The 12,580-nt window shown below is 46.1% G+C and carries 10 protein-coding genes; 4 read left to right on the top strand and 6 right to left on the bottom strand.

The features are described from left to right. Positions 1-297: 297 nt before the first annotated feature. From LSG34_RS05080 to rpmE, 6 genes are all read right to left on the bottom strand, one after another. The gene (locus LSG34_RS05080) at positions 298-867 is read right to left on the bottom strand and encodes a HutD/Ves family protein (RefSeq protein WP_233007728.1); all 570 of its coding nucleotides are present in this window, start codon (positions 865-867) and stop codon (positions 298-300) included. A gap of 306 nt (positions 868-1,173) precedes the next feature. Next, positions 1,174-2,211, bottom strand: coding sequence for a sensor domain-containing diguanylate cyclase (locus LSG34_RS05075; RefSeq protein WP_233007727.1), 1,038 nt, complete (start codon positions 2,209-2,211; stop codon positions 1,174-1,176). Positions 2,212-2,484: 273 nt separating this feature from the next. Next, positions 2,485-3,243, bottom strand: a complete 759-nt coding sequence (locus LSG34_RS20840) for a DP-EP family protein (RefSeq protein WP_233007726.1) — start codon at positions 3,241-3,243, stop codon at positions 2,485-2,487. Positions 3,244-3,465: 222 nt separating this feature from the next. Continuing rightward, complete coding sequence (locus LSG34_RS05065) at positions 3,466-3,852, bottom strand: DP-EP family protein (protein ID WP_233007725.1); 387 nt, start codon at positions 3,850-3,852, stop codon at positions 3,466-3,468. A gap of 33 nt (positions 3,853-3,885) precedes the next feature. Next, positions 3,886-7,149: an nSTAND1 domain-containing NTPase gene (locus tag LSG34_RS05060; RefSeq protein WP_233007724.1), complete on the bottom strand. Its 3,264-nt coding sequence runs from the start codon at positions 7,147-7,149 to the stop codon at positions 3,886-3,888. A gap of 281 nt (positions 7,150-7,430) precedes the next feature. Continuing rightward, the gene (gene rpmE, locus LSG34_RS05055) at positions 7,431-7,643 is read right to left on the bottom strand and encodes a 50S ribosomal protein L31 (protein WP_008899179.1); all 213 of its coding nucleotides are present in this window, start codon (positions 7,641-7,643) and stop codon (positions 7,431-7,433) included. A gap of 196 nt (positions 7,644-7,839) precedes the next feature. On the opposite strand from rpmE, the gene priA reads away from it, so the two are divergent. From priA to hslU, 4 genes are all read left to right on the top strand, one after another. Next, a complete protein-coding gene (gene priA, locus LSG34_RS05050) occupies positions 7,840-10,002 on the top strand; it encodes a primosomal protein N' (RefSeq protein ID WP_233007723.1) in 2,163 nt (720 codons plus the stop codon). A 132-nt stretch (positions 10,003-10,134) separates the two neighbouring features. Continuing rightward, positions 10,135-10,599, top strand: coding sequence for an SPOR domain-containing protein (locus LSG34_RS05045; RefSeq protein WP_233007722.1), 465 nt, complete (start codon positions 10,135-10,137; stop codon positions 10,597-10,599). 112 nt (positions 10,600-10,711) lie between these two features. Beyond that, positions 10,712-11,230 carry an ATP-dependent protease subunit HslV gene (gene hslV, locus LSG34_RS05040; protein ID WP_046520987.1) on the top strand — a complete coding sequence of 173 codons (519 nt, stop codon included), beginning with the start codon at positions 10,712-10,714 and terminating at the stop codon, positions 11,228-11,230. 11 nt (positions 11,231-11,241) lie between these two features. Further along, complete coding sequence (hslU, locus tag LSG34_RS05035) at positions 11,242-12,573, top strand: HslU--HslV peptidase ATPase subunit (RefSeq protein WP_233007721.1); 1,332 nt, start codon at positions 11,242-11,244, stop codon at positions 12,571-12,573. Positions 12,574-12,580 lie beyond the last annotated feature (7 nt).

Raw genomic sequence — 12,580 nt, 5'->3', positions numbered from 1 at the left:
TGGGCGAGCCGCTTTCTTTTGCGTCGCCAAAAGAAAGTGGCGCAAAGAAAAGGCGACCCTGACCGCTGCGAAAGCCCGCTCAAAAAAGTGCGTCCAAGGCGACTCGGCAACTCGTTCGTCGCTACCGCTCCTCGCTCAGACACTCCTCGTCTTAAAACCTTGGCCACCCATTTTTGAACGGCTTGCGGTTAAGGGGATAAAAGCGGCAGCTTCGTTTTACATTTGTCTGTCGATAAAGCCAGCCAGGAAATCAGTGCCTTTATGTTACGCGCCTTGTCTGGCTTGTAAAAGAGGTCGTTAGTGAATACAGATCCACACCAACCGACAGGGCTTTGCACTGGCTCTAATCTGCAACTCCCCCGCCTCAGCTGTGCATAACAAGCTTTGCCCTGCTTCCAGTTGATAGCTCTGCTCTTTGAAACTCAGCTGAAGCTGACCAGAAGCCAGATATAACAAAGATTCATTGGCCAGAGTTAAAGATAAGGGTTCAGTCACAGACAGCACCTGCAAACTAGCGTTCACATCAGAGCGCCTGGTCATCAGATTAAAATCCCGCACTGGCCCATTGATCAAAGTGCACTCAATGGCCGTTTCACCGGCAAAAGCAAAAGATACTAAGTCCTTATCCAAAACTACAGCTTGCTCTGCCGCGCCATGCAAACAAAAGCCATTACCTTGCAACAGCATAATAATGCGGTCGGTTTGTTCAAAGCGGGAAAAAGGACCATCGCTGGCGACTTCAGCTATAGATACACGCCAGCGCATACCCAAGCTGTCGTCAGAGCGGGCGAGCTGATGGGTAATGCCGCTGCCATTTTTCCAGGCTTGGGTTTGCCACTGATCTGGGGAGATAAGTTGGAGTGCCATAACAAGAACTTAAAAGCTATTCAGAGGTGCTTATCTTAGGCGCTAAGCTGTTTTGGCAAAAGAGTTGAGCCAAGAAATAAAATAACCAAATAAAAAACGCCCCTTTGCAGCGAGGCGTTTATGTAGGGGCGACCTTTATGGTCGCCCGCAAAGCAGCAACATAACTTCCAGACAGCAACGCCTGTTATTTCCATCTGATGGACGGGCGGGTTGTAGGGGCCGCGGCTTGTCCCGGCCCGTCTATGGACACCGCGGTATCATTAGACGGGCGGGGATAAACCTCGCCCCTACGATTTTTTCGGGCAATTAGCAACAGGTGCTAATACAATCCCGCCCTTCTGATTTTGCACGATACAAAGCCGTATCTGCGGCACATAACATCGCAAATGGGGTGCGGAACTGGCCGTTGATTTCACTGGCATGGCCCTGGCTGACGCTAACGCATAAATCTTCAGGTAATCCTTGCTCACAGAAGTTCAACTGGCGCACATAATGCTGCACTTTTAAGGCCACGGCTTTGGTCATGGCTTCGTCGTGATAAGGCAGAACCAGCGCAAACTCTTCACCGCCATAACGGGCCGCTAAACCCTGACCACGGGGAACAGCCAATGAAATAGCAGCTGCAATACGACGTAAACATTCATCTCCCTGAATATGGCCGTATTGATCGTTAAACTGCTTGAAATAATCGACGTCAACAATCAGTACACTAACAGGGCTTTGTGTTTTATTGCATTCATCCCAGTACTTCTGCAACATCTCATCAAAATGACGTCTGTTGGCAAGCGCAGTTAAAGGATCGGTGCAGGCCAGCATATGCAATTTATGGCATTGCGCTTTATGGGAAGTCAGATCACGCATCACAATCACCAGCAGCGGATCATCTGAAGGTAAATAGGTCATCGACAATTCGATATCTTTTACATCACCATTGGCACAAATAATGGCCATTTCAGCCAGGTTATGCAGCTGTGACAATAGACCACGACGGCCCATATCCACCATGTTCTGATAACTCAGCTGATAACGTTTGACTAAAAAGTCAGGCCAACAATGACCACGTAATGCCCCCTGGGTATGGCCTAAAAACTGCGCTGCTTTGCTGTTGATGCAAACAATACTGCCGCTGGAATTTACTACTAAAACAGCTTCAGACAAATACTCAATCAAAGCAGGTAAAGACTCAAGGTGAGGCACCGCATAACCACCAGCACCAGAAAAATCTATCCGGCTTACATCGTTGCGGTTATAAAGCGAAGGGTTTAACTCGGCACTACTGCCATTCGCTTCACTTACAGGTGCAGAGGTTAAATATAATCTTTTACTTTGTGCTGAACGTGTCATAGGTCTGTGCTCCATAAGCCCTTATACCGACGCAATTGATGCGTTTACTGAGCATGACTTTAGAACTTATGGAAAAAACAAACCTTCCGGCAACCTTCTGATTTAAAGCATTGATTTTAAATAAAATAATTTTCATCTAAAAACTAAAAAAGCCCCAGCAAGGGGCTTTTTATTCAACTCTGTTGCTTGTGTCAGCAGTAAAAAGCCTGTTCACACCTGCTGATAAAGACAACTATTCAGCTTTTACCGCCAAGCACAACAGCTTTGGTAAGGTTACATAGGAGGCTTAACATCTTTATTTATAATCTGCGGATCCGGGCTGACTAGCAGCAAATCATTTTCTTCTGACTCGAGGATAAACTGGTATTTGCTGACACCAGAGTTTTCAATATTGTTCTCCAGCTGAATGCTTTGGCCGTCCTGACTTACCGTTACTTTTTCTATATGGCCGTCAAAAGGGTTGGTAAAACCAGCGCCTGTTAAACGTAAACCTTTAGGCGATTTTTTGTCCTGCACCAACACATAGGTAATAGTGGTATTTTCAGTCAGCTCGACATTACCGTCACAAACAACGCCACTTTGGGCATAACCAAATATCGCCTGTTTATTTTTATCTAAGGTGACACTGGTTTCGATAGGATCGGCGGCATTACAAAATGGCAAGCTGGAGCCTGTTAATAATAATTTGTCGGTGTCTGTGACAATAGCAGCGCCCTGATACTGACCTATGCTGCTTTGTTGGCCAAATAGCGCCAGAATTTTATAAATTTCCGTAGCCGACAAATTGGTTTCCAGCAGCTCTTTATCAAAGCTGATTTGCTGGCCTTTTTTCGAAAACTTCACACTGCTGACAAACTGAAATACATGCTGTTCCAGTGCATCTAAAGGCGAAGCTGAATTTAATAGCTGTTGCAGATCAGCATTAGTTTTTACAGGGGCAAGTGCCAGATCAATTTCTTGTTGAGTGGCGGCATAGCTTAAAAATGGCGCTGTTGCTAATAACGCAGTAAAAAGTAAGGAGGTTTTTTTCACGCTAATTCCTTTTAATTGAAAGGGTTAAGATGAGGACAAATCTGACTCCATACTAATAGCGGGACAGCGAATAAACAAGAGAAAATAGGGGACAACTTGAGAGTGGCTTTTATAACACTGAAAAAGCCCCGACTGGGGCTTTATGCTAAGAGTTACTAGCTGCTATGAAAGCTAAACACTGAAGTGGATCAAGTACTTAAAACCACATACTCAAAAGCAGTATTAATACTTAGGTGGTTGTTGGCCTTTATTTATTATTTGTGGATCTGGACTTAACAACAACAGGCTATTGGTAGTATTAGTAAAAATCAATTGAAACTTAGTGGTACCTGATACGCTATCTTCGTCCACCAGCACCAGTTCCTGGCCATCAGCAGATACCTGTACAGCATCAATAATATTGTCATAAGGGGTTAAAAAACCTGCGCCCATAAAAGCATAACCAGCAGAATTGACTAGTCTGTAGGTAATATCTTCACCACAAGTCACCACTACACTACCAGTGCAAACCTCACCCTCTTGCAGATAAGTGACTTTAGGCTCCTGATTGGCATCCAGCGTAATCATGACTTCAATAACCGGGCCCTGAATTAAGTTTGTTGCGTTCATAACTTTTCCTTGGTTTGAGTTAAATAACGAGAATTAAAAAGTAGTAAGTACGATAGCCGATTTTTGTAAAAGCTGTTGCAGTTCAGGGTGTTGCTCAAGCTCATTAAGGCAACTTAAAGCTCTGGCATAAGGTTGAATATAATCAGGTGTTTTATCTTTTAGCTGCAAAGGCTCTAATAAACTTTTTGCCCTGGCGCAAGATTGCTGACTTTTTTCATGCTGCAACTGTGTTTTATAGTGCGTAGCGCGCAATAATTCAGCTTCGGCGAGAGCAAGTGCTAATCTGGGGCTGTTAGGTTCAACTGCATATAATTCCTGATATAAAACTAACGCTTGCGATGTAACATCTGCACTTTTTTGTGATTGACCTATTGCCTGATAGTAACGGGCAGACTGGATCAACCAGTTGCTATATGCACGCTGGAATTGCAGCTCGCTGCCAAATTCGGTTTTCTTTTGAGCAAGCTCTTGTTCCAATGATTCAGGCGTGTATTTTATTCGGGAATCTGCCTGCTTAGCATTTAATCGCATTAAAATGACTTTGTGATGAAACGCACTGACTTGCCAGCCGTTGTTGCTTGGATCTTGCTTAACAGCCTGCTTCAATAATTCATGGGTCTGGTACACTTTCGCAAAAGCTAACTTGAACAACCCCTGATATTCATAAATAGAAGCCAATATAGAATAACTATTAAGGACTTTTTCCAGCAGATAAGCATCTGTTTTAGCTTCATTATTCATTTTTTCAAATTCAGCCTGAATTTGCTGATGCACAGCTATAGCTTTATGAATATCCCCTTTAGCTAAAGCCGCACTGGCCAACCAGGAGCGGGTATCCGCTATATCTGCAATTAAGGCTGTATTGGCTGGGTCTTTGGCTTTTGCTAATGATTTAAGATTCAGCGATTCATCAAAAAAAGCAGTGGCTTGCTCAAACTCTTGCAATTTCATAGCCAAAGAGCCTAAAGAATTAGTGGCGTAAGATAATTCCATAAGGGCATCTACACTGTCTGGTGCTATTTTGTACATAGCTTGGCTATAACTGTAATAGAGTTCTAACTCAGGTTTAGCGGCCAACCAGTTATTGGCATCGTACTGAATTTGCCCAAGCCAAAAGGCATTAGCGCCTAAGGTTTTTAGCAGCTCTAAATTATCCGGCTGCTCAGCAAGTACTGGTGCCAGTTTGTCTCTGGCTGCTAATAAGGCGGTTTTGGCTTCATCGGTTTTGTTACGTGAATAAGCCACTTCACCCATAGCTTCCAGTGTTTGGCCATGCTGCAAACGGGCCTGGGTGCTTAGGTATTGGTCTTTTTCCGCATCAGAAAAGTCGCTGAAATACTCCAGCGCTTTATTGCTAATACCGTCTAATAAATCCATCCGGCCTATGCTGCGTAATTTGTCGGCAAAATCACCCACCATAAAACCTAATAAACTTTCGGCTGCTAAACGTTTTTGCTGTGCTTGTTTTTCGGCTTCAAAACTTCTGAAGCTCATTAATACTGCGGTAAAAGTCAGCACACAGAGTAAGGCAAAAGTTAATCGCCTGCTGGTGCGTACTAGTTTGGATCTTTTGCCTGAGGCCTGAATAAAATCTTTTTCGTTTGCATCCAGCGTAAAAAAGCCATTTTGCGCCAGTTGCTGGGCTTCGGCTAAAGGCTTGCCGTCGGCCAATAAATAAGCACTGTGTTTATCTTCAGCCAGCCAGCGTTTGGTTAAATGCTGCAAGCGGCTTTTTACACTTAAACTTTGATGATGTTCTGCTATCCAGGCGGTCGCTCTTGGCCAGCGCCTTAATAAAGCTTCGTGCGCAATACTGAAACAAGGCACAGCATTTTGCAGGTGGGAGACAAATAAACGATGTTCCACCATGGCTTGCACCAAAAATCGCTCAGCGTCATTTTGTAATTGTTGCCAGAGTGCTGTACGACTGGTGATGGACTGTTCGTCTTCGCGTAAAGTCACCAGTAAAGATAAAACCCTGGGTAAGCTGTCTTTTTCTGCTGTGCTTAACTGTGCTATAGCCTGCTCGGCATTTTTACCTATAGCGCCTTCAATACCCCCTAAGTTTTTATAGACAGAAAACAGCAATTGATTGCTATCGCTGCGCTGCAAATACAATTCCTGCAAAGTATATTGCAGCATAGGTAAAGCATCGGGATTGCTGGCCGCTTCGCTGCACAACAGCTCATCCAGCGGCACTGCGGTGCTTGGGTCTAAGTCCCAACTTAAATTGGCGGCTATGGCGGGTAAGCGGATCATTTGTAACAAATCGGCTCTGCCTGGAGGCGCTAAGTCAAAATGAGCCCCACGGGCTTTGCCTGCCATTAAACTGGGATAGGTGACTAGTAAGGGGTAAAACTCGTTACGACAGGCACTTAATACCACCACAAAACCTGAAGTGGCCAGTTGTTCCATCCGGTCGATAAATAGCAGCCGTTCTTCTTCACTAAACAGCGGCGACGATAACAGCACTTCAAGCCGGTCAATAAAAATGGCAAAACGGGATTTGCTTTCGTGTTGGTTTTGTAGCGCTTTTTTGCAGCTTTGCAGCACCCAGTCCATCTGATGTTGTAATTTGTCTGCGAGCTGTTCGGTACTGCAGCCGTCAAATACGGGCTGGTCTGCAACTTCCCAGTCGAGCAAAGCACTGGCCAGTTGCATCAGCAATTGGCCTGGTGTCAGGTCAGCTAAATCCAGACTGCTGTACGACTCTACCTTGACGCCGTTGTAGCCGCTGTTTTGCATCAAATTTGGCATCACGCCAGCATTGATTAACGAGGATTTGCCGCTGCCGCTTGGGCCTAAGACTAAACAAAAAGCTCTGCCGTAGTGCACTTGCTGTGCAATACGTTCCAATAAGGTATCAATTTGGCTGCCACGGCCAAAAAACACTTTGGCATAACGGGCATCGTAAGCCTGCAAGCCAGGAAAAGGCGAACCACCCTGCCAACTTTGTGGTGTGGCACTTTCTTCCTGCCCCAGCGGAAAAGTAACCTGAGCCAGGGTGCGGTAACCGCGTTTACGTATGGTTTCAATATAAGTAGAGGAGGTAGCGCTATCGCCAAGGGCCTTACGAATTTGCGTGATAATTTTATGCAGTGGGTTATCGCCCACTTCGGTTTGAGGCCAGCAAATGCTTACAATCTCGTCACTACTCAATACTTCTCCGGCGTTTTGGCACAGCAGCACCAGCACATCCATAGCTTTAGGTTCAAGCTGGATCAGCTGTTTGCCAAGCCTCAGCGTATTGGCGCTGGGATCAACCTGCCACTCGCCAAAAAAGAAAGTACCGCTCATAACCAGAACCGGAAGTTAACTATATGTTTAATATATAGTTGTGGGCTACATTATGAAAGCACTGATTTGTTACCCTTCGTTCTTTACCCGTCGTTCTTGAAGCTGTAGCGGCGTTGGCTTCGCGCGTTCGCCCTAGTCGCATAGGCAACTATGCTCCCAGGGTCTCACTGGCTTGCCGCCTTGCCACAACTCCAATTACTTAGGGTAAACATCAAAGCGGGGGCAAGCTTACACCCATAAAAAAAGGCACCCTAGGTGCCTTTTTTGACTGATGCCTGAAATTACTTGGCGCCCAGTACTGCGAAACGTTTTTTGAAGCGGTCAACACGGCCGCCTACGTCTAACACTTTCTGCTTACCAGTATAGAATGGGTGGCAAGCTGAGCAAACGTCCAAGTGGATGTCTTTACACAGTGTAGAGTGAGTTTTGAAAGCATTACCGCAAGTACAAGTTGCAGTGATCTCTTTGTATTCCGGGTGGATACTTGGTTTCATGGGTTACCTCGTTAGGCCGTATCGCTATCTGATCAACTTTTGTCAGACACCATACGCAATTTCAGTTAAATTAGGGCGCGTAGTTTAATTGGTAAGGCTCAAAGTTTCAACAAATTGACCAATTTATTTTTAATGGCTTTGTCTTGCTCCGATCATTAAACTAATTGATTGATAAAACAGGTGGATTTTAGCTGTGATGGTGATTCGGGTAGCATTGCCCATTCCTCTTCGGGTGCATTTTGATTACCTTTGTGACAAAGAGGTAAGCCCAGGTTGTCGTGTTTTAGTGCCTTTTGGTAAACGCGAGCTGATAGGTATTGTCTGGCAACTGAACCCCACCGACAGTTACGATGCGACTCAATTAAAAGCTGTGACCGAAGTATTGGATCAAACGCCGGTATTAGCAGCCCCTATTCGCCAGTTACTCAGTTTTGCCGCCGATTATTACCATCATCCGTTAGGTGATGTTTTGACCAGTGCTCTGCCCGCTTTATTACGCGATGGTAAAAATGCCGATCCGGTCAAAGGTCATAGTTATAGCCTGACCGAAGCTGGCCAGCATTTAACTGCAGAGCAATTTAAAGCAGCTAAAAAACGGCTGGCCTTATGGCAACAGCTGCAACAACCTCAAACTGAAATCCAGTTGCTGGAGAATTTTCAGCGCAAAGAGCTGCAGTATTTTGTCGAACAAGGTTGGGCTCAAGTTACTCCACTCTTATACGGCCCTTATCAGACGGCTGATGAACAACAAAAATCCTTGCCTTTAAATCCGGCGCAAGCGCTGGCAGTTACAGCAGTACAACAAGCATTAGGTAGTTTTAGCTGTTTTTTACTCGAAGGGGTCACAGGCTCTGGCAAAACTGAGGTCTATTTGCAGGCGATAAGCCCAGTGGTAAAACAAGGGGGTCAGGTGCTGGTGTTGGTGCCGGAAATTGGTTTAACACCTCAAACCCTGGCCCGTTTTGAACAACGTTTTGGTGTACCTGTTGGGGTCTGGCATTCGAATATGACAGATCTGGAGCGTTTTACTGTGTGGCAACGCTGCCAAACCGGTGATTTAGCTATAGTGATTGGTACCCGTTCTGCGTTGTTTTTGACTTTCCTTAAGCTTGATTTGCTGATTATTGATGAAGAACACGACAACTCCTTTAAGCAGCAGGACGGCTTTCGATATCACGCCCGTGATTTAGCCATTAAACGCGCCTCTATTCAGGGCTGCCCTATTTTATTGGGTTCAGCCACACCGAGCTTAGAGAGTCTTGCCAATGTGCAGCAAGGCCGCTTTGCTCATCTGGAATTACCTGACCGCGCCGCTGGTCAGTTGATGCCGACAGTCGAGCTGGTGGATTTAAAACAACAGCAAATGATGCATGGTATGGCAGGTTTAACCCGCCAACGTATCGAACAACATTTAAAACTCGGCCAGCAAGTACTGCTGTTTTTAAATCGCCGTGGTTTTGCGCCAGCTCTTATTTGTCATGAATGTGGCTGGATGACCGAATGCCACAGATGCAGTGCTTTCACTACTTTTCATAAACAAAGCCGTCAGTTGGTGTGCCACCATTGTGGTGCGACTAAAGGTGTGCCGCATCAATGTGGTGGTTGTGGCAGCACTCAACTGGCTCCTGTGGGTCAGGGCACTGAACAGTTGGAAGAGCAGTTACAGCAGCTATTCCCAACTCACACAGTCACCCGACTGGACAGAGACAGCATCAGACGCAAAGGCAGTTTGCAGAAAGCTTTGGATCAGATATTACAGGGTGAACCTCAGCTTATTTTAGGTACTCAGATGCTGGCCAAAGGCCATCATTTCCCTAACGTTGGCCTTGTGGTGATTATTGATGTCGACTCTGCTTTATACAGCAACGACTTCAGAGCGCCTGAACAATTGGCTCAATTATTAACCCAGGTATCAGGCCGCGCTGGTCGTGGTTCACAGCCAGGAAAAGTGCTGCTTCAAACCCATTATCCGGGTCATGCCTTGTTGCAGGACGTGATCCAGAATGGTTACGCCTCCTTTGCCCGCAGTGCATTAAAAGAGCGGCAGCAAACCTTTTTACCACCTTTTATGTTCCTGGCTTTGTTTAGAGTAGAAGCGCATCAGCTGGAACTCTGCAAAGAATGGCTGCAAAAAGTGGCTGACCATTACAAAAACTGGCCGCAAGTGCAGCTACTGGGGCCATTGGCTTGCCCTATGGAACGTAAGGCGGGTAAATACCGCTGGCAAATTCAGCTGTTTGCCAAAGACAGGAAACAATTACACCAAAGTTTGGACTCTGTACTGACCGAAATCAGCCGTTGGTCCTTAAGCCGCAAAGTAAAATGGCAGCTGGATGTGGACCCACAAGACCTGAATTAATCATTTCTTTTTAACAAAACTGCAGTAGAATGCGGGACATCAGGCCAGTTGTCCTTAGTTGTGAAGATGCCACAAAGAGATTATGTCAAAGCAGGTCGGGCCGCTCCCAGACCAAAAAAGAATACAAAAACAGTGAAACCTTTCCCCTGGCCGTTAGTGATAACGGTTGGTGTATTAGTGATTGGTTTTGCATGGTTTTTATACCATTTATCACAAAAAACTCCGGTGGACGATCCGGTGACTCCTGTGTTGTCTGCCAAAAAAGATGACTTGCCACCTAAGCCTGCTGCTGAGCCTTATCAGTATATTAAAGAGCTGGAAAACAAAGAAATTCAGGTGCAGGTTGAAGAGCTGGAAGCCAAAGGTCCATTTTTAATGTTTTGTGGTACTTACCGTGCTATAGAAACCGCACAGCAAATGAAGGCCAAAGTAGCTTTTGCTGGTTACCCTTCAGAAGTGCGGCGTATTGAAGGCAAAAACGGCGTGTTTTTCCGCGTGACTTTAGGGCCTTACACCAGCAAACGTCAGGCAGAAAGTGACAGAAGCCGTTTACTGCGACAAAAAGTGGTTGAATGCCGTATAGCGGTCGCCACCTAAACGTCTTCCTCAATGCCCTAAGCGCTGCTTTCAGCGCTTAGGGCATTGAAAATCTACATCCCCACCCTTATCTCCTTGGTAATCCGTTTTCCTCAGCCAAAAAGGGCTTCTGATGACCACTATTGTTTCTGTACGCCGCAACGGCCATGTTGCCATAGCAGGTGACGGCCAGGTCTCACTGGGTAATACCGTCATGAAGGGCAATGCCCGCAAAGTTCGCCGTTTGTATCACGGCAAAGTATTAGCTGGTTTTGCTGGCGGCACAGCCGATGCTTTTACCTTATTTGAACGCTTTGAAGCCAAACTCGAAATGCACCAGGGCCATTTAATGCGCGCTGCTGTGGAGCTGGCAAAAGACTGGCGCACCGATCGCATGCTGCGAAAACTTGAAGCTTTATTAGCTGTGGCTGACGCCAACTGTTCGCTGATCATTACAGGCAACGGTGATGTGATCCAGCCGGAACACGATTTAATCGCGATAGGCAGCGGTGGACCTTTTGCTCAGGCGGCTGCGACTGCACTTTTGGCCAACACTGAATTAAGCGCCCGTGAAATTGCTGAAAAAAGCTTAACCATAGCTGGTGATATTTGTGTGTATACCAATCATCACCAGACCATTGAAGAATTGTAAGGGTAATTTGAATGTCTGATATGACTCCAAGAGAGATAGTCCACGAGCTGGACCGCCATATTATTGGTCAGGCTAATGCCAAACGTGCTGTCGCTATCGCACTGCGAAACAGATGGCGCCGTATGCAGCTGGAACCAGCGTTGCGTCAGGAAATCACGCCAAAAAACATTCTGATGATAGGCCCAACTGGTGTAGGTAAAACAGAAATCGCCCGTCGTCTGGCCAAACTGGCGAACGCGCCTTTTATCAAAGTGGAAGCCACTAAATTCACTGAAGTAGGTTATGTAGGTAAAGAAGTGGAAAGTATTATCCGCGACCTGACCGATAGCGCAGTGAAGATGTTCCGAGAGCAGGAAGTAGCAAAAAACAAATTCCGTGCTGAAGAAGCGGCGGAAGAGCGTATTCTGGATGCTTTATTACCACCAGCCCGCGATGCATGGGGTAAAGCTGAAACCAGCGAATCAGACAGCAGTACCCGCCAGACCTTCCGTAAAAAGTTACGTGAAGGCCAGTTAGATGATAAAGAAATTGAAATTGAGTTATCTGCCCCTGTAATGGGTGTAGAGATTATGGCCCCTCCTGGTATGGAAGAAATGACATCCCAGCTGCAGTCTATGTTTCAGAACCTGGGTTCAGACAAGAAAAAAAGCCGCAAGCTGAAAATTAAAGACGCCTTTAAACAACTGGTGGAAGAAGAAGCAGCCCGCCTGGTGAATCCGGAAGAGCTGAAACTGAAAGCCCTGGAAGCCGTTGAGCAAACAGGTATCGTCTTTATCGATGAAATCGACAAAATTTGTAAGCGCGGCGAAACCAGTGGCCCAGATGTATCGCGTGAAGGTGTGCAACGTGATTTGCTGCCACTCATCGAAGGCTGTACCGTTACCACTAAACACGGCATGGTGAAAACTGACCATATTTTGTTTATTGCATCAGGCGCGTTTCAGATGGCAAAACCGTCGGATTTAGTACCCGAGCTGCAAGGCCGTTTACCTATACGGGTAGAGCTGGACGCCTTATCAGCTAACGATTTTGAACGTATTCTGACTGAGCCTAAAGCTTCGCTGACCGAACAAAGTGTGGCTATGCTGGCGACTGAAGGCGTGCAAATCAGCTTTGCTGACGATGGCATTAAACGTATTGCCAATGCAGCCTGGCAAGTGAATGAGCGCACAGAAAATATCGGTGCCCGTCGCTTGTATACTGTGATGGAAAAATTGCTGGAAGATATCTCCTTTGATGCTGCTGATCATAGCGGTCAACAAATTTTGATCGACGCGACTTATGTCGACTCGCACCTGGACGCTTTAGTGCAGGACGAAGATTTAAGCCGTTTTATTTTATAACGCTTTA

The sequence above is a fragment of the Rheinheimera faecalis genome, assembly GCF_021290965.1.
Taxonomy (GTDB): domain Bacteria; phylum Pseudomonadota; class Gammaproteobacteria; order Enterobacterales; family Alteromonadaceae; genus Pararheinheimera; species Pararheinheimera faecalis.
The sequence above is the reverse complement of the archived record's forward strand: the minus strand, read 5'-3'. Positions and strand labels throughout refer to the sequence as shown.

Coding starts and splice junctions, on each gene's coding strand:
- LSG34_RS05080 (WP_233007728.1), bottom strand. CDS start 867: ATGGCACTCCAACTTATCTCCCCAGATCAGTGGCAAACCCAAGCCTGG.
- LSG34_RS05075 (WP_233007727.1), bottom strand. CDS start 2,211: ATGACACGTTCAGCACAAAGTAAAAGATTATATTTAACCTCTGCACCT.
- LSG34_RS05065 (WP_233007725.1), bottom strand. CDS start 3,852: ATGAACGCAACAAACTTAATTCAGGGCCCGGTTATTGAAGTCATGATT.
- LSG34_RS05060 (WP_233007724.1), bottom strand. CDS start 7,149: ATGAGCGGTACTTTCTTTTTTGGCGAGTGGCAGGTTGATCCCAGCGCC.
- rpmE (WP_008899179.1), bottom strand. CDS start 7,643: ATGAAACCAAGTATCCACCCGGAATACAAAGAGATCACTGCAACTTGT.
- priA (WP_233007723.1), top strand. CDS start 7,840: ATGGTGATTCGGGTAGCATTGCCCATTCCTCTTCGGGTGCATTTTGAT.
- hslV (WP_046520987.1), top strand. CDS start 10,712: ATGACCACTATTGTTTCTGTACGCCGCAACGGCCATGTTGCCATAGCA.
- hslU (WP_233007721.1), top strand. CDS start 11,242: ATGTCTGATATGACTCCAAGAGAGATAGTCCACGAGCTGGACCGCCAT.